The sequence below is a fragment of the Rhodanobacter sp. PCA2 genome (assembly GCF_013620825.1).
In the GTDB taxonomy this organism is placed as follows: domain Bacteria; phylum Pseudomonadota; class Gammaproteobacteria; order Xanthomonadales; family Rhodanobacteraceae; genus Rhodanobacter_A.
The window spans coordinates 183,285-206,200 of record NZ_NJIC01000040.1 but is presented as its reverse complement, the minus strand read 5'-3'; the positions used below and the strand labels follow the sequence as shown (position 1 = coordinate 206,200).

Annotated in this window: 27 protein-coding genes; 13 read left to right on the top strand and 14 right to left on the bottom strand. The window is 69.3% G+C overall.

Features of this window, described 5'->3' with window-relative positions:
- Positions 1 to 1,596, top strand: a 1,596-nt coding sequence (gene lpdA, locus PCA_RS13615; protein ID WP_255436856.1) for a dihydrolipoyl dehydrogenase, incomplete at its 5' end; no start/stop codon positions are given.
- A gap of 181 nt (positions 1,597 to 1,777) precedes the next feature.
- Here the strand turns inward: lpdA and PCA_RS13610 are convergent.
- On the bottom strand, positions 1,778 to 2,203 hold the full coding sequence (locus tag PCA_RS13610; protein ID WP_181303148.1) for an organic hydroperoxide resistance protein: 426 nt from the start codon (positions 2,201 to 2,203) through the stop codon (positions 1,778 to 1,780).
- 129 nt (positions 2,204 to 2,332) lie between these two features.
- Positions 2,333 to 2,791, bottom strand: coding sequence for a MarR family transcriptional regulator (locus tag PCA_RS13605; RefSeq protein WP_181303147.1), 459 nt, complete (start codon positions 2,789 to 2,791; stop codon positions 2,333 to 2,335).
- Positions 2,792 to 2,902: 111 nt separating this feature from the next.
- On the opposite strand from PCA_RS13605, the gene dapB reads away from it, so the two are divergent.
- The 4 genes from dapB to PCA_RS13585 all read left to right on the top strand — a co-directional run bounded on the left by dapB (position 2,903) and on the right by PCA_RS13585 (position 5,221).
- Positions 2,903 to 3,703 (top strand): 4-hydroxy-tetrahydrodipicolinate reductase, encoded by an 801-nt coding sequence (dapB, locus tag PCA_RS13600; protein ID WP_181303146.1) that lies wholly within the window; start codon positions 2,903 to 2,905, stop codon positions 3,701 to 3,703.
- Positions 3,704 to 3,836: 133 nt separating this feature from the next.
- A complete protein-coding gene (locus PCA_RS13595; protein WP_181303145.1) occupies positions 3,837 to 4,106 on the top strand; it encodes a hypothetical protein in 270 nt (89 codons plus the stop codon).
- Between the two features lie 86 nt (positions 4,107 to 4,192).
- Positions 4,193 to 4,633, top strand: coding sequence for a hypothetical protein (locus tag PCA_RS13590; protein WP_181303144.1), 441 nt, complete (start codon positions 4,193 to 4,195; stop codon positions 4,631 to 4,633).
- A 111-nt stretch (positions 4,634 to 4,744) separates the two neighbouring features.
- Positions 4,745 to 5,221 carry a DUF4262 domain-containing protein gene (locus PCA_RS13585; RefSeq protein ID WP_181303143.1) on the top strand — a complete coding sequence of 159 codons (477 nt, stop codon included), beginning with the start codon at positions 4,745 to 4,747 and terminating at the stop codon, positions 5,219 to 5,221.
- Positions 5,222 to 5,477: 256 nt separating this feature from the next.
- Here PCA_RS13585 and PCA_RS13580 read toward each other — a convergent pair whose 3' ends face one another.
- Both PCA_RS13580 and PCA_RS13575 read right to left on the bottom strand, forming a co-directional pair.
- On the bottom strand, positions 5,478 to 5,945 hold the full coding sequence (locus PCA_RS13580) for a hypothetical protein (RefSeq protein ID WP_181303142.1): 468 nt from the start codon (positions 5,943 to 5,945) through the stop codon (positions 5,478 to 5,480).
- The gene (locus tag PCA_RS13575; protein ID WP_181303141.1) at positions 5,942 to 6,517 is read right to left on the bottom strand and encodes a sigma-70 family RNA polymerase sigma factor; all 576 of its coding nucleotides are present in this window, start codon (positions 6,515 to 6,517) and stop codon (positions 5,942 to 5,944) included. The genes PCA_RS13580 and PCA_RS13575 overlap by 4 nt, the downstream gene beginning before the upstream one ends.
- Before the next feature lie 120 nt (positions 6,518 to 6,637).
- Here PCA_RS13575 and PCA_RS13570 point away from each other — a divergent pair, with 120 nt between their 5' ends.
- On the top strand, positions 6,638 to 6,964 hold the full coding sequence (locus PCA_RS13570) for a hypothetical protein (protein WP_181303140.1): 327 nt from the start codon (positions 6,638 to 6,640) through the stop codon (positions 6,962 to 6,964).
- Between the two features lie 66 nt (positions 6,965 to 7,030).
- Here the strand turns inward: PCA_RS13570 and PCA_RS13565 are convergent, their stop codons facing one another.
- Together PCA_RS13565 and dinB are read right to left on the bottom strand one after the other, a co-directional pair.
- Positions 7,031 to 7,297: a hypothetical protein gene (locus tag PCA_RS13565; protein WP_181303139.1), complete on the bottom strand. Its 267-nt coding sequence runs from the start codon at positions 7,295 to 7,297 to the stop codon at positions 7,031 to 7,033.
- A 124-nt stretch (positions 7,298 to 7,421) separates the two neighbouring features.
- Positions 7,422 to 8,510: a DNA polymerase IV gene (gene dinB / locus PCA_RS13560; protein WP_181303138.1), complete on the bottom strand. Its 1,089-nt coding sequence runs from the start codon at positions 8,508 to 8,510 to the stop codon at positions 7,422 to 7,424.
- 65 nt (positions 8,511 to 8,575) lie between these two features.
- On the opposite strand from dinB, the gene PCA_RS13555 reads away from it, so the two are divergent.
- Both PCA_RS13555 and PCA_RS13550 read left to right on the top strand, forming a co-directional pair.
- Positions 8,576 to 9,325, top strand: coding sequence for a TMEM165/GDT1 family protein (locus PCA_RS13555; protein ID WP_181303137.1), 750 nt, complete (start codon positions 8,576 to 8,578; stop codon positions 9,323 to 9,325).
- A complete protein-coding gene (locus PCA_RS13550) occupies positions 9,325 to 9,531 on the top strand; it encodes a hypothetical protein (protein ID WP_181303136.1) in 207 nt (68 codons plus the stop codon). The genes PCA_RS13555 and PCA_RS13550 overlap by 1 nt, the downstream gene beginning before the upstream one ends.
- 10 nt (positions 9,532 to 9,541) lie before the next feature.
- On the opposite strand, the gene PCA_RS13545 is transcribed toward PCA_RS13550, so the two are convergent.
- Positions 9,542 to 9,871: a hypothetical protein gene (locus PCA_RS13545; protein WP_181303135.1), complete on the bottom strand. Its 330-nt coding sequence runs from the start codon at positions 9,869 to 9,871 to the stop codon at positions 9,542 to 9,544.
- A gap of 116 nt (positions 9,872 to 9,987) precedes the next feature.
- Between PCA_RS13545 and PCA_RS13540 the strand changes: the two genes are divergently transcribed.
- A complete protein-coding gene (locus PCA_RS13540; RefSeq protein ID WP_181303134.1) occupies positions 9,988 to 11,319 on the top strand; it encodes an amino acid permease in 1,332 nt (443 codons plus the stop codon).
- Positions 11,320 to 11,377: 58 nt separating this feature from the next.
- Positions 11,378 to 13,507, top strand: a complete 2,130-nt coding sequence (locus PCA_RS13535) for a beta-galactosidase (RefSeq protein WP_219918799.1) — start codon at positions 11,378 to 11,380, stop codon at positions 13,505 to 13,507.
- Here the strand turns inward: PCA_RS13535 and PCA_RS13530 are convergent.
- Positions 13,428 to 14,651 (bottom strand): YbfB/YjiJ family MFS transporter, encoded by a 1,224-nt coding sequence (locus PCA_RS13530; protein WP_181303133.1) that lies wholly within the window; start codon positions 14,649 to 14,651, stop codon positions 13,428 to 13,430. The genes PCA_RS13535 and PCA_RS13530 overlap by 80 nt on opposite strands.
- 94 nt (positions 14,652 to 14,745) lie before the next feature.
- Between PCA_RS13530 and PCA_RS13525 the strand changes: the two genes are divergently transcribed.
- The 3 genes from PCA_RS13525 to ligB all read left to right on the top strand — a co-directional run bounded on the left by PCA_RS13525 (position 14,746) and on the right by ligB (position 18,229).
- A complete protein-coding gene (locus PCA_RS13525; protein ID WP_181303132.1) occupies positions 14,746 to 15,669 on the top strand; it encodes a LysR substrate-binding domain-containing protein in 924 nt (307 codons plus the stop codon).
- Between the two features lie 3 nt (positions 15,670 to 15,672).
- The gene (locus PCA_RS13520) at positions 15,673 to 16,449 is read left to right on the top strand and encodes an NRDE family protein (RefSeq protein ID WP_181303131.1); all 777 of its coding nucleotides are present in this window, start codon (positions 15,673 to 15,675) and stop codon (positions 16,447 to 16,449) included.
- A gap of 94 nt (positions 16,450 to 16,543) precedes the next feature.
- Positions 16,544 to 18,229, top strand: a complete 1,686-nt coding sequence (ligB, locus tag PCA_RS13515; RefSeq protein ID WP_181303130.1) for an NAD-dependent DNA ligase LigB — start codon at positions 16,544 to 16,546, stop codon at positions 18,227 to 18,229.
- Positions 18,230 to 18,238: 9 nt separating this feature from the next.
- Here the strand turns inward: ligB and PCA_RS13510 are convergent, their stop codons facing one another.
- The 6 genes from PCA_RS13510 to dinG form a co-directional block, all read right to left on the bottom strand.
- On the bottom strand, positions 18,239 to 18,643 hold the full coding sequence (locus PCA_RS13510) for a YchJ family metal-binding protein (RefSeq protein WP_181303129.1): 405 nt from the start codon (positions 18,641 to 18,643) through the stop codon (positions 18,239 to 18,241).
- A gap of 37 nt (positions 18,644 to 18,680) precedes the next feature.
- Positions 18,681 to 19,277: a DUF938 domain-containing protein gene (locus PCA_RS13505; protein ID WP_181303128.1), complete on the bottom strand. Its 597-nt coding sequence runs from the start codon at positions 19,275 to 19,277 to the stop codon at positions 18,681 to 18,683.
- Positions 19,278 to 19,287: 10 nt separating this feature from the next.
- Complete coding sequence (locus PCA_RS13500; protein ID WP_181303127.1) at positions 19,288 to 19,485, bottom strand: hypothetical protein; 198 nt, start codon at positions 19,483 to 19,485, stop codon at positions 19,288 to 19,290.
- Between the two features lie 93 nt (positions 19,486 to 19,578).
- Positions 19,579 to 20,157, bottom strand: coding sequence for an NnrU family protein (locus PCA_RS13495; protein ID WP_181303126.1), 579 nt, complete (start codon positions 20,155 to 20,157; stop codon positions 19,579 to 19,581).
- A 72-nt stretch (positions 20,158 to 20,229) separates the two neighbouring features.
- Positions 20,230 to 20,781, bottom strand: a complete 552-nt coding sequence (locus PCA_RS13490) for a HutD family protein (RefSeq protein WP_181303125.1) — start codon at positions 20,779 to 20,781, stop codon at positions 20,230 to 20,232.
- Positions 20,778 to 22,895 carry an ATP-dependent DNA helicase DinG gene (dinG, locus tag PCA_RS13485; RefSeq protein ID WP_181303124.1) on the bottom strand — a complete coding sequence of 706 codons (2,118 nt, stop codon included), beginning with the start codon at positions 22,893 to 22,895 and terminating at the stop codon, positions 20,778 to 20,780. The genes PCA_RS13490 and dinG overlap by 4 nt, the downstream gene beginning before the upstream one ends.
- Positions 22,896 to 22,916: the final 21 nt, after the last annotated feature.

The following is a 22,916-nucleotide window of genomic DNA, read 5'->3' as shown; positions in this document are numbered from 1 at the left end:
CCCCCGCCCCCCCCCCTTTCCCTCCCCCCCCCGGGGGGAGGGGGGGGGGGGGGGGGCACAATCTCGCCGAGCACCCCCGCAAGCCCCAGCCCCTCACCTCAATCCCCTTCGGCAGGCTCAGGGCAGGGCTCTCCCCAGAAGGAGGCGAAGGCGCCGCAAGCGGCAGCGGTTACCGGAAAACAGCCGGACATCACCTGCCAGCTCGTCGTCCTCGGTTCCGGCCCCGGCGGCTACTCCGCCGCGTTCCGCGCCGCCGACCTCGGCCTCGATACCGTGCTGGTGGAGCGCTACGACACCCTGGGCGGCGTCTGCCTCAACGTGGGCTGCATTCCCTCCAAGGCGCTGCTGCATGCCGCCGCGGTGATCGACGAGGCCGAGGCGATGGCCGCGCACGGCGTCACGTTCGGCAAGCCCAGGCTCGACATCGACAAGCTGCGCGACTTCAAGGCCAGCGTGGTGGGCCAGCTCACCAAGGGCCTCGCCGGCATGGCCAAGCAGCGCAAGGTGCGCACGGTGGTCGGCACCGGCAGCTTTGTGTCGCCGCACGAGATGGAAGTCCAGACGGCCGAAGGCGTGAAGCTCGTGCGCTTCGAGCAGGCCGTCATCGCCGCCGGCTCGCAGTCGGTGAAGCTGCCCGCGTTCCCGTGGGACGACGAGCGCGTGATGGATTCCACCGGCGCGCTGGAAATGAAGGACGTGCCCGGCAAGCTGCTGGTCGTCGGCGGCGGCATCATCGGCCTGGAAATGGCCACGGTGTACTCAGCGCTCGGCAGCGAGGTGACCGTGGTCGAGTTCATGGACCAGATCATCCCCGGTGCCGATGCCGACCTCGTGAAGCCGCTGGCCAAGCGCCTCGGCGGCAAGCTCAAGGGCATCCACCTCAAGACCAAGGTGACCACCGCCAAGGCCACCAAGAAAGGCATCGAGGTGGGCTACGAGGGCGAGAGCATCCCCGACACCACCGTGTTCGACCGCGTGCTGGTGGCCGTGGGCCGCTCGCCCAACGGCAAGAACATCGGCGCGGAGAAGGCCGGCGTGGCGGTGACCGAGCGTGGCTTCATCAACGTCGATACCCAGCTGCGCACCAATGTGCCGCACATCTTCGCCATCGGCGACATCGTCGGCCAGCCCATGCTGGCGCACAAGGCGGTGCACGAGGCGCACGTGGCGGCGGAAGTCGCGGCGGGCCACAAGGCGCACTTCGACGCGCGCGTGATCCCGTCGGTCGCCTTCACCAATCCCGAAGTGGCCTGGGTGGGCGTCACCGAGCGCGAGGCGAAGGAGAAGGGCCTCAAGATCGGCGTGGGCAAGTTCCCGTGGGCGGCCTCCGGCCGCGCCATCGGCATTGCGCGCACCGAGGGCTTCACCAAGCTGATCTTCGACGAGGCCACCCATCGCATCGTGGGCGGCGCCGTGGTCGGCGTGAACGCCGGCGACCTGATCTCCGAACTGGCCCTGGCCGTGGAGATGGGCGCCGAAGCCGCCGACATCGCGCTCACCGTGCACCCGCACCCGACGCTGGGCGAATCGGTGGGCATGGCGGCCGAGGTCTTCGAAGGCACCATCACCGACCTCTACATCCCGAAGAAGAAGTAAGCGGATCGGCAGCGGAGCCCGGTTGACGGCGCTCCGCCCGCTGGTGGCACGGTGCCGCGGGGTGCGGCTGGCGATTCGAAGCCACCCTTGACTGCATTCGCACGGACAACCCCGCGCCGTATACCGGCGGGGTTGTCCGCAATGCGCAACTCAATGCCTTCGCGCTGGGCCGGTTCCCCGCTCAGACCACGACAAGCGACACATCGATGTTGCCGCGGGTGGCGTTGGAATAGGGGCACACCACGTGCGCCTTCTGCACCAGCGCTTCCGCCTCGGCGCGATCCAGACCGGGGATGTGGATCTTCAGTTCCACCTCGATGCCGAAGCCGGTGGGAATGGGCCCGATGCCCACGTTGCCTTCGATGGTGGTATCGGTGGGCAGCACAAGCTTCTGCTGGCCAGCGACGAATTTCAGCGCGCCGAGGAAGCAGGCGGAATAGCCGGCTGCAAACAGCTGCTCGGGATTGGTGCCGGTGGCGCCGTTGCCGCCGAGTTCCTTCGGCGTGGTGAGCTTGACGTCGAGCACGCCGTCGGAGGAGACGGCATGGCCGTCGCGGCCGCCAGTGGCCTTGGCGTGGGCGCGGTACAGGACTTTTTCGATCGACATGGTGGTTGCCTCGTGCAGGTGGCCGGGCCTGGATCGGGATCGACGGGGCCGGTCCGGCAAACCACATCGGTAATCAGCTATTTAATAGCGCGCTATGTATTTGATGCGCGAATGCCCGATGCCAGGGAATCAATCCGCATCCATAAGGCGTTCGCGCAGTTGCTCCAGGTCGCGCTTCAGCGTGCGCATTTCGCCCGGCGCGCAACCGACGGCGCACAGCACTCCTTCCGGTACGGCGCCTGCCCGCTTCTTCAGCGCGCGGCCTTCGGCGGACAGGCTGATCACCACCTGCCGTTCGTCCTCGGTCGAGCGCTCGCGGACGAGCAGGCCGGCGGTCGCCAGCCGCTTGAGCAGCGGGGTGAGGGTGGCCGAGTCCAGGTACAGGCGGGCGCCGATCTCCGAGACGGTCAGGCCATCGCGCTCCCACAGCACCAGCATGACCAGGTACTGCGGATAGGTGAGGTCGAGCTCGGCCAGCAGCTTGCGGTAGACCTTGCCCATCGCCAGGTTCGCCGCATAGAGGGCGAAACAAAGCTGCTGGTCGAGCAGCAGGTGCGGCGTGGAGGCGGGCGCGCGGCGTGCGTTCATGGCCGAACAATACATAGCGTGCTATTCAATTGCAAGCGCTACGAATTGGTTTGCCATCGGGCACCACGGCGTGCTGTGCTGCACGCCGTCTCCCGGAATCGAGGAATCCCCATGGCGTTGAAAGTATGTCTTGCCGGCGCCACCGGCTGGGCTGGTTCGGAATTGGCGCGTGGCATCGCCGCCAGTACGGATCTGCAACTGGCGGCCGCGGTGTCGCGCCGGCATGCCGGCCAGTCGCTGGGCACGGCACTCGGCGACGACGCCATCGCCACGCCGGTGTTCGCCAACGCGGCCGAGGCGCTGGCCACACCTTGCGATGTATTCGTCGAATACACCCATCCCGACAGCGCGCTTTCGAACATCCTCGCCGCGCTGGAGCATGGCGCCCACGTGGTGGTAGGCACCTCGGGCCTCGGCGACGAGGACTATGCGCGGATCGACGCCGTGGCGCGCGAGCGCGGCCGTGGCGTGCTCGCCTGCGGCAACTTCGCGCTCACCGCGGTGCTGCTGATCAAGTTCTCGGAGATGGCGGCGAAGATCCTGCCGCAATGGGAAATCATCGACTACGCCTACGCCGGCAAGCCGGACGCGCCCAGCGGCACCGTGCGCGAACTGGCCACGCGCATGGGCAAGGTGCGCCAGCCACAACTGGAAGTGCCGCTGGCGGAAACCCGCGGCCTGCGCGAGACGCGCGGCGGCACCCTCGCCGGCAGCCAGGTGCACGCCGTGCGCCTGCCCGGTTTCGTGCTCGGCGCCGAAACCCTCTTCGGCCTGCCCGACCAGACTCTAAGCATCCGCCACAACGCCGGCGCCAGCGCCAAGCCCTATGTGGACGGTGCTCTGCTGGCGATCCGCAAGATATCTGGGCTGGTTGGCCTGCATCGTGGGCTGGATGCGGTGCTGGAGCTTTGATCGATCGGGTGCGTGCCGCGGGTTTGGCAGCGGCCCGATTGCACTATTGGGCGCCGAGTTGGCGATTACTTGCGGCTATATTTTGAAGAGGTCCGCTTTCGACCCAAAGCAGTCATTTTCATCGGGGACGTCCTTGAATACTATCGCTGAGAGCATTCGGATAAAAGTTGACGCTGGCGCGTACGAGGAGGCTCTTCGTCTATCGAATGAGGCCAAATTGAAGGGGGAATTTGATGGTGCTGCTCTGGGAGCGTTACTTACCCTGACAGCCACGCTTAGATCCAGATGCATGGATTTGGCGGCGAAGAAGAAAGACGTCGGCCCCGACTACGAGTCCATGGAGAACTTGATTCGCGAGGCGAACGAGCTGACCGGCGAGGACATGTACGGACGCTTCATCTAAGTGGTTCCTGCGTGCGATTCACAGGGGCGGCGGAGGTTTCACAAGGTCCGCTTTCGACCCATAGCGGACCTAAGAAAGGATGTTCAATGCCCCTGATGGATCTAGCGGATCGAAAGGCGAAGTTTGATGGCTTCCTAGAGGAGCGCATGCCGGTCCTTGTGGACTTTGTGCGGGCCTTGGGCTTTCAGGAACCACATCGCGTACTCAACGAACCTCAGCTTTTCATTGTCGGGGTGGGAAGCTGGGTCGAGGCGCAGAAGATTGGGGGCGAAGACCGGGCATGGCTCGCATCGCGGATTGGCTATCTGATCGGCGAATACCTGGTGACCCAGCTGGGCGGTCATTGGCTGGTTTGTGAGCGGACCGATTCAAGGTACTTCGGTCGCTACGTGGTCGGTGGATTCTCTCGGGTTCGTAACCCAGAAGCGGTCGTCGACCCGATGGAGGCTGGAATGGCAGTCGCGGATGGCACAGAAAAGCTCTCCAGCTTGGTCGAAGAGATCAAATTGGCAGTCCTGCGGGCTTAAGATCAAATGTCCGCTTTCAACCCGTAGCGGACATATGACTGCAGGTAGTAGAGGGGATGGTGACCGAACGACTTGCAGAAGCTGGGTACAGGTTTGCGTTGGAGGTTGAGCATGGTTCGCACAGTTGCCGAAGACGAGAGCGAGCAAAAAGTCCTAGACGATATCGCCAAATTTGGCTGGCATTGCATCAGCATCTTCGCTGAGGGTGAGGAAGCCGAATACTCATTCACCGTTGGTCTGTTTCAGTCTTTTGGTCATCCTGAGCTCATCATTTTTGGGCTCGCTCCCCAAGTTGCGCACCAAATTCTCTGCATCGCTGCGGATGCCGCCAGATCCGGCCATCCTCTCGACCTCGCCCAGCCGAGCGACGCTCTAGTCAACAACTACCTGTGCTGCTTTACCCAGGTCCCGGCGTCTGCGTATCAGGCCTATGTTGGCTTTGGCCGTTGGTACTATGGCGGCAACGCATTCCCGCTTTATCAAGTTGTTTGGCCGTCCCGCGAGGGGCTGTACCCTTGGCACCCGCAAGCCGCACCCGAGTTTCGTGCAACCCAACCGGTCATCGCGGTAGGTGCTGGTGGCGCCTAGCTACTCATTCCGGCGGACGCGCCGCGCGCGTCGCTAAATTCAGGCGTCGGAGTGTCCGCTTCCGACCCAAAGCGGACCTTTCAGCCTGCCTTGATTGATCAGCAAAAACACAGTGACCAGTCGCAGCCTGCTGAGGCGAGATATTCGAACAGGCATCACCCTTCTCCGCCATGGCGAGCACGAGAGGTCATGCGAAGCGCTGGAAAGCAGCGGCAGCGGCGCAGTGCAGCGGATCGCCCTTTCTTCGAGCGAAAATTCAGGCAGCCGAGCCCTGAGCACGCTGCTGCCACACCCCAAGCAACCAGGACGCGCCGAGGCAGCAACCCAGCGTCATCACCCAGCCGGTCGCCGGCGCGCCGGAGGCGGGCAGCAGGCTGCGGAAGGCCGGCAGCCAGGTGTTGCCGTACATCGCGAGCACGATGCCGCCGGCCACCAGCAGAGTGACGGCGAGCAGGCCTGTCAGCGTGAACACCAGGCGCCCTTCGGTGGCCCGCGGTGATGTCGGCGACGCGGCGACTTGCGCGGCCATCTGCTGCGCGAAATCCGCCGGAAGCATTACGGGCATGGGTTCGCGCAGGCTGCGGGCGAGCAGGCGGTAGCGGCGTACGCGGGCGTCGTCGCTGGCGGGGTCGAGGCCGAGGCGTTCGGCCTGCAGGGCGCGTTCCTGCGCCTGCCATTCGCATTCGCGGGCGGCATCGTCGAAAGGGGGAATGTCGTGGTTCATGCTGCAACTCCTGTGCGGGATTCCAGCGCCTCGCGCAGGCGCAGGCGCGACCGGAACAGGTGGCTCTTGATGGTACCGCTGGCCAGCCCGGTGATGTGGGCGATCTCGGGGATGGTGTTTTCCTCGAGGTAGTACAGGGTCAGTACCGTGCGCTGCAGGGGCGGCAGCGCCTCGATGGCTTCGTGCAGATGGCCGGCGATCTCGGCGTCCGCGCAGGCGGTTTCCAGGTCGAAGTCGTCGGCGAAGTTTTCGGTAAGAGGGAAACCCTCATCGTCGTGCGCGTCGACCAGCGGGATGCGTTTGTGCTGCAGGTGGCGCAGGGCGATGGTGTACGCCACGCGACCGATCCAGGACTTCAGCGCGCGCTCGCCGCGGTACTGGTGCAGGCACTGGTGCACGCGCAGGAAGGTGTCCTGGCACAGCTCGCGCGTGTCCTCCGGGTTGCGCACCATGCGTTGGATGATGTGCCAGCACAGCCCCTGGTGCTCGCGCACGAGGCGTTCGAACGCGCCCGGCCGCGAGGCCAGCACGGCATCGACCAGGGCGCGGTCGGGGGCTCGGGTGTCATCCATGGCATGAGAGATACGCGCATGGGCGCAACGGTTGCAGTGCGCCGGCTGCAACCGTTGCGCGGCGACAGGTATCCATGCTCGCGAAACCCGTCATTTCCACCTGTCCACCCGGAGGTACCCATGGAAGCTGGCATCTTGGTCCCGATCTCGCTGTTTGTCTGCATTACCTACGCCATCAAGGTCTGCGTGGACGCGGTGGTGCGCCGGCGCATGCTGGAGGCCGGCGGCACGGCGGAGCTGGTCAATTCGGTGCTGCGCGACGAGGAGCTGCGCCGCCGCCATTCCTCGCTGCGCTGGGGCATCGTGCTGCTGTCGCTGGCGCTGGGCTTCGGCCTGATCCAGGCGTCCGGCTGGCAGGAAATCACCCCCGGCCTGATCGCGGTGCTGGCGGGCGCCACCGGTCTCGGCAACCTGGTGTTCTTCGCGGTCTCGCGCAAGCTGGGCTGAGCGGTCGGCGCAAAAAGGGCCGGATCTCGCGATCCGGCCCTTTTCGTTTGCGCTGGCGCGGGAAACTCAGTGGTGCTTGTTGCCCTTGGCCATGTGCTTGCCCTTGTTCTTGCTGTCGGCGACCGGGCTGACGGTCTTGCCGACATTCACGCCATCGATCTTGGCGGTGTGGGCGGTGTTGGAAACCATGTCGCCGTGCGCGTCGTGGTTCATGTGCATGGCAGGCGCGCTGGGCGGCGTGTGGCCGCCGCCGTGCTGCGGGGCGGCGAGCGCGTAGGAGGCCGGCAGCGCCAAGGTGGCGGCGATCAGGGTGGCAGCGATGGTCTTGGTCATGACGTAACCTCGATAGGGGTGGGCCATGCAATGCATGGCGGCGTCACGATAGAGCCGCGCCCTGGCGCCAGGATGAACGCCGGATATTCGTAAAATCGTGCGCCGAAATGCATCGCGCACCCCGTCACGCGCCGTCGAACAGGTCGCGCTGCGCCGCGTAGCGGTCCGCATCGACGAAACCCGAAAGGCCGACGCCCACGAGGCGATAGCGGCTGCCGGCAGGGCGTTCCACGCGGATGCGCAGCGCGCAGGCCAGCTCGGCCAGTTCGCGCGCCGAAGCGGGGCGCTGCGACGGCGTGAGGCTGCGGGTGAGGGTGTGGAAATCGGACGTCTTGAGCTTCAGCACCACGGTGCGCGCGATGCGGCCGTCCTGCGCTTCGCGCTGGTGCGCGGCCCAGGTTTTTTCCGCGAGGCGGCGGATGTGCGGCTCCAGTTCGTCCAGCGTGAGGTCGGATTCGAAGGTGTCTTCCGCCGAGACCTGCAAGGTGGGGCGGTCTGGCGTCACCGCATGTTCGTCGATGCCCAGCGACAGTTCGTGCAGGCGCCGGCCCCAGCGGCCGAAGCGCTGCTCCAGTTCCTCGACCGGCATCGTGCGCAGGTCGCCCACGGTGGCCAGGCCCAGCGCGACCAGCTTGCCTTCCATCACGTTGCCCACGCCAGGCAGGCGGCCGATCGGCAGCGGCGCGAGGAAATCCAGCACCTCGCGCGGACGCACCACGAACAGGCCGTCGGGCTTGCGGAAATCCGAGGCGATCTTGGCGAGGAACTTGTTCGGCGCCACGCCGGCCGAGGCGGTGAGGTGGGTTTCCTCGCGGATCGCCGCGCGGATCGCCTCGGCGGTGGCGGTGGCCGAGGGCAGGGCGGTCCGGGCTTCGGTGACGTCGAGGTAGGCCTCGTCCAGCGACAGCGGCTCGATCAGCTCGGTGTGCCGAGCGAAGATAGCGTGCACCTGCCGCGATACCGCCTTGTAGCGCGTGAAGTCCGGCGGTACGAAGATCGCCTGCGGGCAGAGCCGCTCCGCGCGTATCGCCGGCATCGCCGAGCGCACGCCGAATTTGCGCGCCTCGTAGCTCGCCGCGCACACCACCGAGCGTGCGCCCTTCCACGCCACCACCACCGGCTTGCCGCGCAGCGCGGGGTCGTCGCGCTGTTCCACCGACGCGTAGAACGCGTCCATGTCGACGTGGATGATCTTGCGGGAAGGCGTGGGCACGATGCAGGCGATTCTAGAACGGAGGCCGTATGCTTTCGCCAACTGACCATCCGTGGAGCCGCCGCATGCCGACAGCCTGGTTGCACGTCGCACCCACCTTGCTCGCTTCCTTCCTCGCCTCGCTGGTCGAATGCGTGGAAGCCCTGACCGTGGTGCTGGCGGTGGGCGTCACGCGCGGTTGGCGCAGCTCGCTGGCGGGTTGCGCGGCGGGACTGCTGGTGCTGCTGTTGCTGGTCGCGCTGCTCGGCCCCGCGCTGGCGCGCATTCCCCTGCACGGCTTCCAGCTGGTGGTGGGCGCGCTGCTGTTGCTGTTCGGCATGCGCTGGCTGCGCAAGGCGGTGCTGCGCGCGGCCGGCGTGCTCGCCCTGCACGACGAGGACGCGATCTACCAGCGCGAGATGCAGGAACTGGACAGCCAGGGCGGCGCGCGCCCCGGCCTGGACAAGCTGGCGTTCGCGGTCACCTTCAAGAGCACCGTGCTCGAAGGCGTCGAGGTGGTGTTCATCGTGCTCGCCATCGGCGCCGGCCGACCCGAGCTGCTGTGGCCGGCCAGCCTCGGCGCGCTGGCTGCGTTGCTCGCGGTGGCCGCCCTTGGACTGGTGCTGCACCGCCCGCTGGCGCGGGTGCCGGAGAACACGCTGAAATTCGCGGTGGGCGTGCTGCTCTGCGCATTCGGCACGTTCTGGGCCGGCGAAGGCATGGGCTACGCGTGGCCCGGCGAGGATCGCGCCATCGCTGTGCTGGCCTGCGCCTTCCTCGCGGTAGCGTTGATGGGCGTGGCCGGTTGCCGCCGCATGGCACGGAGGGCCGCCTGATGAAATGGCTGCGCACGATGCTGGCCGAACTCTGGGGCCTGTTCGTCGACGACGGGCTTTACGCCTTCGCCATCGTGGCATGGCTGCTGCTGGCCTGGCTGGCGCTGCCGCTGCTGGACCTCGGCGGCGTCTGGAATGCACTCGTCCTTGCGACAGGGCTGCTCGCAATCCTGGTCGAGAGCGTGTTGCGGCGCGCGCGGCAATGAACCCGAAGCTTCAGCCAACGTCCTCCCAACGCACCTCGACCGCATCGCCTTCCATCACGCCCCACCAGCGCGTACCCAGGCGTACCCAGGCGGTGCGGATGCGGCGGGTGGTTTCGTCGTAGACGGAGACGCGGTAGACGACCTGGTATTTCGAGGTGGTGAACCACAGCGACAGCGGCATGGGCAGCCAGCCTGCATTGGATTTCGCGTGCAGGATGCGCAGCCGGTTGGCGTCGGCCCAGTCCTGCAGCAGGGCGCGCGCGTTCGCGTAGTGGCGCCAGGTCAGGTAGATCGCCCCGGCGAGGAACAGCAGGAACAGCAAGGGCAGGGCTTTGGCCATCGTTTACGACTCCCCCGAATTTCCGCGGGCAGGGTGGGGCCTGGCTGCGGTCCGCGCAAGTCGCCCCTGCCGCCGGGGACTGGTCGAACCCCCGCCCGCCATGCCAAGGTTGCCGGATGACGACGGCTGACAACTCCCCCGCGTACCTGCGCCGCCTCGGCGTGTGGGACGGCGCGATGATCGTGATCGGCGGCGTAATCGGCGCCGGCATCTTCCGCACGCCGGCCACGGTGGCGGAGCGCACCGCGTCGGGCCTGCCGCTGCTGGCGTTGTGGGTGATGGGCGGCCTGCTCACGCTCACCGGCGTGCTGTGCTACGCGGAACTCGGTTCGCGGCGGCCGCATGCCGGCGGCATCTACCTCTACCTGCGCGAAGCCTTCGGCATGCTGCCGGCCTTCCTGTTCGGCTGGACGATGGCGCTGATCAACTACCCCGGCAGCGTGGCCGCGGTGGCCACCACGTTCGCCGACTACTTCTGCCAGGCCGTGGGCCTGCCGCTGCTGTGGGTGAAGCCGGTGGGCGTGGCGGCCATCGTGTTCATCGTGGGGGTGAACCTGTTCGGCATCCGCGCCGGCGCGATGATGCAGAACATCTTCGCGCTGCTGAAGCTGGCGGCGATCGCGTTGCTGGTGGCGGTGGGTCTGGTGCTGGCGCATGGCCACCTTGGCGGCGTGCTGGCGGTGGACGCCACGCGCCACGTGCCGAGCGGTGCCTTCGTGGGCGCGCTGTTGCCGGTGCTGTTCACCTACGGCGGATTCCACTACCTCAACGATCTCGCCGGCGAGGTGCGCGATCCGCAGCGCACGCTGCCGCGCGCCCTGCTGCTGGGCATGCTCGGCGTGGTGCTGGCCTACGTGCTGGCCAACGTGGCCTATCTCACCGGCCTGGGCCATGCGGACCTGGCGGCCAGCCAGGCGCCCGCCGCCGACCTGATGCGCCGGCTGTTCGGCGAGGCGGGCGCGCGGGTGATGGCGGTCGGCATCGCCTGCTCCACCTTCGGCTACTGCAGCATTGCCATCGCCGGCGGCGCCCGCGTGCTGCAGACCATGGGCGCGGACGGCATGCTGTTCCGCGCGGTGGGTTACATCGACCGGCGCACGCGCGCACCGCAGGTGGCGCTGGCGCTGCTGGGCGCGTGGACGGTGGTGCTGATGCTGTGGGGCAACTTCGGCCAACTGGTGGACTACACCACGGTGGGCGAGTGGCTGGGCCACGCGTTCGGCATCGGCACGCTGTTCTGGTACCGCTGGAAGTTCGTGGACGAGCCGGCGCCGTACCGCGTGCCCTTTTTCCCGCTGCTGCCGCTGGTATTCGTGGTCACCGTGCTGGGCGTGATCGTCGCCACGGCCATCGCCTCGCCGCACGACGCGGGCATGAGCCTGGCGATCATCGCGCTGGGCGCGCCGGTGTACTGGCTGTGGCGGCGCTGGCAGCAGCGCGCGGCTTGATTGCACTTCAGCCGCAGCGACGCATACTCGGCATCTTCCGGGTCATCGTGGGCGCGTGATGAAACGAGTCTGGTTGTTCGCTGCCGTCGTGTCGTTCGCTGCCCCGGCCATGGCGGCCGAGGTGGCCGACCTCGCCGCGCCGGCGGCTGCCGTGCGCATCGACCTGCAGCACGCGACGAGTGCACCGGCCATCGAGACCGCGCAGGACGGCGTGACGCAGCGGCGCTATACCTTCCAGCCCGCGCCGAATCCGCAGATTGCAGTGATGCCCGCGCAGGGCAACTGGAACTGGCAGGGACAGGGCGAGTTGCACCTGCGCGTGCAGAACGCGATGCCATGGGCGGTGACCCTGGTGGTCGACATCGACGGTGCGGATGCGAAATCGCACCTGCACGCCGTGGTCGGCCTGCCTGCCGGCCCGGCGCAGACCCTGGTGGTGCCGCTGCATGCCACCTCGCCGCTGGCCTTCGGCATGCAGGTGGGGCCGCCGATGCCGATCGAGGAACAAGGGCGGCGCGTGCTGGTGGCTACCACGGTGGAAGGCGTGCTGGATCTCGCTGCGGTGCGCGCGGTGCGGCTGTCGATGCCCTCGCCGCAGGCGCCGCAATCCATCCTGCTGGGCCGCTTCGATGTGGTGGCGGGCGAGGCTGCGCTGCGCGGTGCCTACACCGGCATCGTGGACCGCTACGGCCAGTACACGCGCGAAGACTGGCCGGAGAAAATCGCCGACGATCCTGCGCTGCGCGCCGCCGTGAAGCGGGCGCCGTCCGCTGCATCGATCGGCGACGAGGATCGCTACGGCGGGCGTCTGGACGTCCATTTGCAGAAGACCGGCTGGTTCCACACGCAGAAATCCGGTGGGCGCTGGTGGCTGGTCACGCCGGACGGCCACGGCTTCTTCTCGCTCGGCGTCAACACGGTGAAGGCTGACGACACGCGCACCTACGTGCAGGACCGCGAATTCATGTTCCGCGACGTGCCTCCGGACAGCGGCGCATGGGCCGCGTTCCACGGCACCGGCGACAACCGCAACGCGCAACAGGGCGCGGGCGCCGGCCGTTGCTGCAACCATGGCCGCTGGTTCGATTTTTACGCCGCCAACCTGTACCGCGTGGACGGCACGGGCTGGCTCGCGGCGTGGCGCACGCGCACGCTGGCGCGGCTGCAGGCGTGGGGCTTCAACACCATCGCCAACTGGAGCGACCCCGTGCTGGGCGCGATGCACAAGCTGCCGTACACGCGGGAGCTGGATATCCGTGGCGACTTCGGCAACGTCGCCACCGGCTACGACTGGTGGGGCCGCATGCCCGATCCGTTCGACCCCCGCTTCGCGCGGGCAATGGACACGGCGGCGGCGAAAGCCGCGCAGGGCGTCCGCGACGATCCATGGTTGCTGGGCTACTTCGCCGGCAACGAATTGTCCTGGTCCGCCTACGGCCCGAATGGCCGCTGGGCGCTGGCCGTCGGCACGCTGCGCGGTGAGGCGCACAGCGCGGCCAAGCAGGCCTTCATCGCCGAGCTGAAGAAGAAATACGGCACGCCGGACAAGCTCGCCTCGGCATGGGGCATCGCACTGCCGTCGTGGGATGCGCTGGACGTCACCGATTTCCCCGCGCCTGAGCCGAACGAGGCGCATCCCGCCATCACCGACGACTACAGCGCGTGGTTGAGCCGCTACGCCGAGCAATTCTTCCGCACCGTGGCCGACGCCATCCATCGGCATGACCCGCACCATCTCTACCTGGGCAGCCGATTCGCGGTCAGCACGCCCGAGGCCATCGCGGTCTGCGCAAAGTACTGCGGCGTGGTGAGCTTCAACATCTACGCCGACCTGCCGCAGCACGGCTTCGACGCGGCGGCGATGCGCAAGCTCGACAAGCCCGCCATCATTTCCGAGTTCCATTTCGGCTCCGACGACCGCGGCCCGTTCGGCAAGGGCGTGGTGTCGGTGGAACACGAGGCGCAACGTGGCGAGGCCTACGCGCGCTTCCTGCAGGCAGCGGCGGCCGACCCGGACATCGTGGGCACGCACTGGTTCGAATACGTGGACGAACCGGTGACCGGTCGCCTGCTCGACGGCGAGAACGGGCATTTCAGCCTGGTCGGCATCACGGATATTCCGTTTGCCGGATTCGTGGAGTCGGTGCGCAAGACGAATCTGGAGCTGCGTCGCGCGACGTCGCCCTGAGCGCGCCGGCGCGGCGCAGCTGCGACAGCGCGATCGCCAGCGCCAGCACCGCCGCCAGCGCGGCCAGTTCCAGCGGCGCGGCGAAACCGTGGCGGTGTGCGGCAAGCGTGGCGGCTACCGGCGGCCCCACGATCTGGCCGATGCCGAACGCGACGGTCAACGCGCCGATCAGCCGGGTGGGATCGCGCGGCGCCAGTCGTGCCGCCTCGCGCATGGCGAACATTACCACCGGGGTGATCGCCGCGCCTTCCAGCACGGTGCCCAGCGCCAGCCCGGCACGGGTGGGCCAGTACCGGCACAGCACGGTGCCCAGCAGCATGGACAGGCAGCAGCCGGCCAGCCCGGCGTAGTTGCTGCGCGGCGCAGGAAGGGCGCCCAGCAGCAGCGTCGCCAGCACCGTGGCCACGCCGTACAGCGGCCAGAACCATTCGCGCAAGGCGGGCAGGTGCAGTTGCGCGTCGGCGATCAGCGGCAGGAAGGTGGCGGGGATCACGTAGCCAAAGCCGAACAGGCCGTAGATCGCCACCAGCGGCCAGGTCGGGCCGGTGCCTCCGGCCGTTCCGTGCGCCGCCGCGGCGTGGAGCGGCGCCGCCGGCGCGTCCAGCGTGCGCCAGACCAGCGCGGTCACCGCCACGCTCGCGATGCCGAACACCAGCCACCAGCGTGCGGAGTCCAGGCCGGCGCCGTGCAGCACCGCCACCAGCGCGCCGCTGACGATGATGCCCACGCCCGGGCCGCTGTACAGCACGGCCTCCAGCCTGATCCGGCCGTGCAGCCGCAGATGCGCGCTGCACCAGGCGATGCCGTGCACCATCAGCACCGCGGCGCCCGCGCCGGCCACGAAGCGGCACGCCAGCCACAACGCCAGCGACGGCGCCAGGCCCATGCCCAGCGTGCCCAGCGCCACGCCCGCCAGGCCCAGGCGAAGGCTGGCGCGTTGCGGCAGCGCCAGCACGGTGCACAACAAGGCGCCAAGCAGGTAGCCCATGTTGTTGATCGAAGCCAGCCAGCCGCCGCCGACCAGGCTGAGGCCGGCGTCGGCCTGCATCAGCGGCAGCAGCGGGGTGAGCAGGAAGCGGCCGATGCCCAGCGCAAGGGCGAGCACGGCCATGCCGGCGAAAGTGATGGGGACGGGGGATCGCATGGCGCGGCTCCGGCGAGGGATGCGGCCATGCTAGGCGCGGCGTATCATCGTATAAAGCGAATAATTGCGAACGAATCCATCGAGGAAATCGAACATGGACCTGCGTGAGCTCGAGACCTTCCAGGCCGTGGTGGCCGCCGGCGGCATCGGCCGCGCGGCGAGCAAGCTGCATCGCGCGCAGTCCAGCATCACCAGCCGCATCCAGCAACTGGAAACTTCGCTGGGCGTGCAGCTGTTCCACCGCGAGGGCCAGCGCCTGCGCCTCACCGCGCCGGGCGAGGAACTGGTGGACTACGCGCGGCGCATGCTGGAGCTGGCCGAGCAGACCCGCGTGGCCGTGCGCAGCGGCGAGACCGGCGGCGCGCTGCGCCTGGGGGCGATGGAGAGCGTGGCGGCGAGCCGCCTGCCGTATCCGCTGGCGGCGTTCCACCGCGCCCACCCGCAGATCTGGGTGAACCTGCACACCGCCTCCTCGCGCGGCCTGGTGGCCGACGTGCAGGCGGGCGCGCTGGATGCCGCGATCGTGGGCGAGCAGGTGGACGCGGAGCGTTTCCGCAGCGTGCCGCTGTACGTGGAGGAACTGGTGCTGGTCGGCGCGCGCGACAGCGCGATGCTGGCGGAGCCGAAGCGGCTGGCCGAGGGCACCGTGCTGGTCTACCACAGCCAGGGCTGCATCTATCGACGCCGGCTGCTGGACTGGCTGGACGCGCAGCGCATCGTGCCCGCGCGCCTGCTGGAGTTCGCGTCCTACCACGGCATCTTCGCGGCGGCCGCGGCCGGCGTGGGCGTGGGCCTGGTGCCGCGCTCGGTGCTGGAGACCTACCCGCAGCGCGATGCGCTTTCCGTCCGCGAGATGCCGGCCCGGCTCGCGCGTATCCAGACCGCGCTGGCGATGCTGCGCACCACCCATCTGCCCGTGCTGACGCGGCTGGAGGAATGCCTGCGCAAGGACGCCGTCGCCGCGCGCGGCAAGACAGCCCCGCGTCCACGCCGCGCCACCGCGCGCAAGGAGAAGTGAGCCATGTGTCTGATCGCCTTCGCCTGGCAGGTTCATCCGCGCTGGCGTCTCGTGCTGGCCGGCAACCGCGACGAATCCCATGCGCGGCCCAGCGCGGAGCTGGCGCGCTGGGACGATCTTCCCATCGTCGGCGGCCGCGACCTCGAGGCCGGCGGTACCTGGCTCGGCGTCACCGACACGGGCCGCTGCTGCGTGGTGACCAACGTGCGCGATCCGCGCGACCCGCAGATCGGCGCCTCGCGCGGCTTGCTCGCCACCGACTACCTCACCGGCGCGGCGGATGCCACGGCGCATGCACAACACCTTCTTGCACAGGCGGCCGGCTACCGACCGTTCAACCTGCTCACCTTCGATGCGCAGGCCGCGTTCTATCTCGGCAACCGCCCCGAAGCGCGCGCGCAGGCGGTGACGCCCGGCGTGCACGGCCTGTCGAATGCCGACTTCAACACGCCCTGGCCGAAGACGCGTGCGTTGATGGCGCGGCTCGCCACGTGGATCGAAGCCGGCGATGCGGACGACTTCGCCCCGCTGTTCGCCGCACTCGCCGACGAGCGGCAGGCCCCGGATGCGGAACTACCCGATACCGGCATCGGACTGGAGCGCGAACGCTGGCTGTCCGCGGCCTTCATCCGCGGCGCCGACTACGGCACTCGCGCCAGCACCGTGGTGGCGATTGGTCACGATGGACAGCATGTGATCGCGGAGCGCCGCTTTGGCCCCGAGGGCCGCTTCCTCGGTGAAAGCCGGCTGCCGTTCGGCGAGCACGCCGTGCCGGGCTGACACCTCGCACCTACGCGGCGGCGCGTGCGAACCTGCCTGACCTCCAGCGCTGGCGCGGCTAGCGTCGACCACGCCATCCACGGAGGGAGCGCGCATGCGCCGGGCCTGCCTGCTGTCGTTGTTGCTGCTGCTGCCGGCTGCCGGCTTCGCCCATGCGGCCGCTTGCCCGGACTGGTCGCCCGAGCGCGCCCGCCGCGAACTCGCCGTGCTCCAAGAGCAGCTGGCAGGCTGGAACCACGCCTATCGCGTCGACGGCCACTCGCCGGTGAGCGACGCCGTCTACGACCAGGCCGAGCAGTTGCTTGCGGCCTGGAGCCAGTGCTTTCCCGTGCCGGCGCCGGCGCCTCCTGGCGACACCGGCGCCACCGGCGACCGCACGCGTTCGCCGGTGGCGCAGACCGGACTGGCCAAGCTGCAGGACGTGGCCGCGGTCGAAGCGTGGATGCGTGCGCACGGCGACCGCGACCTGTGGGTGCAGCCCAAGGCGGACGGCGTGGCGGTGACCTTGCTCTACGAGCATGGCCGGTTACGCCAGGCGGTCAGTCGCGGCGACGGCCTGCAGGGTTCGGACTGGACCGCGCTGGTGCGGTCCATCCCTGCCATTCCCATGCAGCTGCCGAAGGCCCCGGCACGCGTGGTGCTGCAGGGCGAGCTGGTGTGGCGGCTGCCCGGCCACGTGCAGGCCGACCGGGGCGGCGTCAATGCGCGCTCCGCCGTGGCCGGCGCGCTGGCGCGCGCCACGCTGGATGCGGCCACGGCCGCGAGGATCGGCCTGTTCGTGTGGGACTGGCCCGATGGCCCGCCGGGCATGGCGGCGCGGCTGGCCGGCCTCGCTGCGATGGGCTTCGCCGACAGCGTGGCGCTCACCCAGCCGGCGGCCAGTCTCGACGACGTGAAGCGCTGGCGCGAGCGCTGGTATCGCCACGCGCTGTCCTTCGCCACCGACGGCACCGTGCTGCGCCAGGGGCACCGGCCAGCGGGCGACAGCTGGCAGGCGCGGCCGCCGGGCTGGGCGGCGGCGTGGAAGTATCCCGCGGCTTCCGCGCTGACCGAGGTGCGTGCGGTGGACTTCACCATCGGCCGCAGCGGGCGCGTCACGCCGGTGCTGGAACTGGCGCCGGTGCAACTGGGCGACCATCGCGTGCGATGGGTGAGCATGAATTCGTTCCGGCGCTGGCAGTCGCTGGACATCCGTCCGGGCGACCATGTCGAAGTGGCGCTGGCGGGCCTGACCATACCGCGCGTGCAGTCGGTGGCGTGGCGCGCGGCGCAGCGGGTCGCGGTGGATGCGCCCGATCCGGCGCGCTACGGTCCCTTGAGCTGCTGGCAATCCACGCCGGGTTGCGAACAGCAGTTCCAGGCGCGGCTGGCGTGGCTGGGCGGCAACCAGGGCCTGCGGCTGCGGGGCGTGGGCGCGGGAACCTGGCAGGCGCTCGTGGACGCCGGCCTGCTCCACGGCCTGCTGGACTGGATGACGCTCACGCCCGCCCAGCTTGCGGCGGTGCCGGGCCTGGGCGCCCAGCGGTCCGTGGAGCTGGCACGGGCATCCGCCGACGCGCGCGGACGCTCGTTCGACGACTGGTTGCGTGCGCTGGGCGCGCCGCGGGCGGCCACGAACAGCGGCCAGGATTGGGCCACGCTGGCCGCGCTCGACGAAGACGGCTGGCGTGCGCGCGGCGCCGGTGCGGCACGGGCGCGGCAACTGGCGGCGTTCTTCGCCCATCCCGAAGCGCAGGCGCTGGCGGACCGCTTGCGCGCGGCCGGCGTGCAGGGGTTCTGAGCGGAAAGCTCAGCCCGCCAGTTCGCCGTCGACGTAATACCAGCGACCGGCCTCGCGCACGAAGCGGCTGACCTCGTGCTGGCGGTGCGCGCGGCCGCCGCCCAGGCGGTAGCGGGCCACGAACTCCACCACGGCGTGGTCGTCGTCGATGCGCTGCTCGCGGCGCACTTCCAGCCCCAGCCAGGTCGGCGCGGGCTGCTGCGCGGCCAGCCGCAGCGAGGCGGGGCGGGTGTCGGCATGCCAGCTGGCGAGCAGGTAATCCTCGCGCTTGAGCACGTAGGCGCTGTAGCGCGAGCGCATCAGCTGCCCGGCGCTGATGGCGGCCGCTTCGCCGTCGTGGAGCGGACCGCAGCATGCGGCGTAGCCGGCGGCATTGCCGCAGGGGCAGGGCGTGAGCGTGTCGATTGCCTTCATCCCGCCTTTGTACCCGCTTCGGCGGCGGCGTGCAGGTTCAACGCGGGCTGCGCTGCCACACGCGGCAGCGGTTGTTCGCCGGCATCGCCACGTCGTCGACCAGGGCGAAGCCGGCCTGCGCCGCCAGCGCATCCACCGCCTCGGCGTCGCGGATGCCCATGTGCGCATCGCGCGCCTTCAGCCACTGGTCGAACGCGGCATTGCTGTCGCTGGTGTAGCGGCCGCCGTAGTTGAACGGGCCGTAGACCGCCAGCCGCGCGTCATTGGTCGTGACGGTCGGCAGCTGCGCGAACAGCGTCTCGACTTCGTGCCAGGCCATGATGTGCAAGGTATTCGCGCTGAACGCCGCGTCGAACGGTCCGCGTGGCCACGTGCCGCCGACGTCGAGTTCCAGTGGCGGCGGCGTGTTCGGCAGCGCCGCTTCGTCGAGCCAGGCGCGGATGCCCGGCAGGTTCTCGGCGCGGTCCGAGCATTGCCAGTCCAGCCAGGTCAGCGCGGCGGCGAAATGCACGGCATGCTGGCCGGTGCCGCTGCCGATCTCCAGCACGTGCCGGCGGTCGGCGAAATGCCGGCGCAGGACTTCGAGGATCGGGTCGCGGTTGCGTTCGCAGGCGGGGGCGTGGGGCTTGTCCACGCCCGTGCGGTCAGGCCGGATGGCCGCGCAGCACGCGCGCCGGCAGCATCAGCAGCGCGCCCAGGAAGGCAAACACCGCGCTCACCGTGATGCCGACCAGCCGCAGCGGCAGGCAGATCAGCCACACGATGGGATAGAGCACCAGCGCCAGCAGCGCGAGCGGCCAGCAGAACACCAGCAGCAACAGCCAGAGTACGAAGGCGGCCATGGCACGACCTCGGTGGGGACGGATGACGACACTCTAGCGCGATCCGCCATGGGTGCGCAGGTGGCTTTCGGCACCCCCGGCGTCACGCGCCGTTTACATCGCCGGCTTCACGCCGATCAGCAGCGCATGCAGCCAGAACGCGAACAGCGCCCACAGCGCCACGCCCGCCACGACGGCGATCACCGTGCCCTTGACCGTGCCGGGCGGATACACCGTGCCTTCGCGGCGGTCGCGCCGGCGCGAGGCGGCGAACAGCACGACGGACCACAGCAGGAAGGCGCCGAACAACACCACGTCGTGCAGCATGCCGGCGGCGAGCAGGTGGCCGAAGGCCCAGACCTTCACCGCCAGCACCTGCGGATGGTGCAGGCGCGCCTTGATGCCGTTGTTCGGCACCCGCGCCGCTGCCAGCAGCACGAAAGCCACCAGAGTGAACAGCGCGTTGAGCCGCATCAGCAGCAGCGGCGGCGTGTACAGCAGCACCGGGTGGTGCCGCGCCAGCACGAAGCCCCAGCAGATCAGCACGAAGCCGGCGATGGCGACCAGCGAATACAGGCCCTTCCACGGCATCAGTCCCAGCCGGGTGATCTGCTGCGTGCGCCAGCCGTCGGCGAAGATGCGCAACGAATGCATCCCGAGAAACAGCACAAGGCCAAGGATCAGCATGGACATCATGGGACTCCCGTGATGGCGAAGCGCCGAGTATAGGCGAGCGCGTGACGCTTTCGGGACAGCCAGCCGGCTTCAGTTCGCGATTTCGACACGCACGGCCAACGCCAGCGCACCCGCGTGCAGGACGAGCGTTCCACCCGATGGCCGCCACGCATCGCCCGCCTGCAGGCTGCCCTCGGCGCAGTCGATGCGGCCACGCGCGCAATACACCAGCGCGATGGCGGTATCGATCTCGCGCGCACCTGCCGTGCGCCACGCCTCGATCCCGCCGCGCACGCGGCCACGGCGCAGCATCAGGTTGAAGTCGCGGCAGGGTCCGCCGGCCAGCGCCACGTGCACGCCGGCTTCGCCGGGAAACGCGAACGGCACGCACGGCGTGGTGAGTGCGTGGACGCGGCCGTCGTCCAGCGTCATCGTGAAACCGTCGCCGTCGAGCAGGGCGATCACGCGGTCGACGCCTGGGAACGCGGAGAACGGCGCGGCCGTTTCCACCTCGGCCACGCTCACCCGCCACAGGAAATCGGCCATGCCCGCGCCGGGCGGCTGGATCGCCAGCTCGCGGGTGCGGCCCAGGCCGTTCTTCCACGGCACGGCCGGGCAATCGGCAAGGCGCAGGATGCTCATGCGCCGCGCTCGATCACCCGCCGGAACGGCGGCAACGCGCGCAGCATGCCAGCGCCGTAGCGCTTGGTGACCACGCGGCGGTCCAGCAGCACGATGCGGCCGGTGTCGTTCTCGTTGCGGATCAGGCGGCCGCAGTACTGGGTGAGCAGGCGGGTGGCCTCGGGGATGCTCACCTCGATGAAGGGATTGCGGCCGCGCGATTCCAGCCATTCCGCATAGGTCGCGCCCACCGGGTCGGTGGGCACGGCGAACGGCAGCTGGGTGATCACCACGGTCTCGCACAGCTTGCCGGGCAGGTCCAGGCCTTCGCCGAACGAAGCCAGGCCGAACAGGGTGCTGCCCTTGCCCGCTTCCACGTCGGCGACGTGCTCGGCGATCAGCTGCGTCTTGCCCAGCGAACCTTGCGCGCGCACCTTGCGCACCTTGTCGATCGGCAGCTTCTGCAGCACGCGGTCGAGCTTGGCGCGCGAGGTGAACAGCACGAGGTTGCCGCCGTTCCAGTCGAGGTGCTCGGCCAGCCAGTCGCTGATCGCCTGCGCGTGTTCCTCGCGCGCGTCGGGCAGCACGGCCATCGCGGGCACTTCGAGCTGCGCCTGCGCGGCGAGGTCGAACGGCGAGGGCAGGCTGAGCGTCGCCGCGTCGTCGGGCAGGCCCACGGCGTCGGCGTAGCCGCGGAAATTGCCGCCCGCGCTCAACGTGGCCGAGGTGAGCACCACGCCGCTGGCGTTGCCCCACAGCACGTTGCGCAGCAGGCCCGAGGCGGACACCGACGAGGCGTGGCAGACCAGTTGCTGGTCGCTGCCGAGCGTGACCCAGCGCGCCAGCGGCGGCGCCTGGTCCGGGTCTTCCATCGACCAGGCCTGCCAGCAGGCGGCCTGCTTGCCCATGCGCTCCAGCCCGATGCCGAGTTCGCGCGACAGCGCTTCCTGCGTGGGGCCGCCGTCGGTCATCTCCACCACGGCGCGGCGCACCGCGGCGAGCCAGCGCTGCACTTCGCCGGCCTGCAGGCTGAGCAGGCGCGCATGCTCCACCCAGGCTTCGGGCAGGCGGCCCAGCGAGCCGCGGTACATCGGCTCGGTCTCGGCGGGATCGGGCAGCCAGCCGAGGCGGATCTCCTTTTCCAGCGCTTCCAGCGCTTCGCCGAGTTCCTGCAGCCTGGCGTCGCCGGCATCGAGCGAGAGCTTGCCGAGGTTTTCCTTGTCGGTGAGCGAATAGGCCGCGTGCACCTGCCGCCCGAGCCGGCTCAGCTGGCGCACGGTGGCGGCCAGGTGCACGTCGGCGGCGCCGCGGTCGATCGCCTTGCCGGGGATGTGGTGGGCCTCGTCGAACACGTACAGCGTTTCGTCCGGGCGCGGCAGGATCACGCCGCCCCATGCCGCGTCGGCACCGCCATCGCCTTCGCCCGGCATGGTGAGGTCGGCGAGCACCAGGTCCTGGTTGGCGACGATGATCTCGGCGTCGTCAACCGCGCGGCGCGCGGCGTAGAACGGGCAGATCATGAACTGGCCGCACTTGCGGTTGGTGCAGCCGCCGGCGCTGGTGGTGAGCATGGGGCGCAGCAGGTCGCCCACCGGCTCGGGCGCGCTGTCCATGTCGCCGTTCCACTCGCCCGCGTCGAAGGCCTGGGCGAGTTTGGACAGGGCCTGCTTGTCGCGTTCCGCGGGCGGTTTCGACCACAGCGCGAGGTCGGCGTCGAAGCCGAAGCTCGATTGCGCCGAGCCGGCGAGGCTGTTGCGCGCCATCATGAGGTTGCGCGGGCACAGGTAGCGGCCGCGTCCCTTCGCCAGCGCCACCTTCGCCGAGTGGCCGGAAAGCTGCAGGTACAGCGGGATGTCGCGTTCCACCAGCTGCTCCTGCAGCGCCACCGTGGCGGTGGCGATCAGCAGCTTCTTCTTCTGCGCGCGCGCGACCTCGTGGCCGGCGATCAGGTAGGCCATGGACTTGCCGGTGCCGGTGGGCGCCTCGATGGCTGCGACGCCGCCCTCGCTGGCCAGTGCCTTGGCCACCTCGGCGATCATCCTTCCCTGCGAGGCGCGCGGGCGGAAGCCGGGCAGGCCGTCCTTCAGGCGCGTGTAGGCGGCGCGGATGGCGTCCTTGGTGGTGTCTGCGAGCATGCATGCATCCGGGGCGAGCCA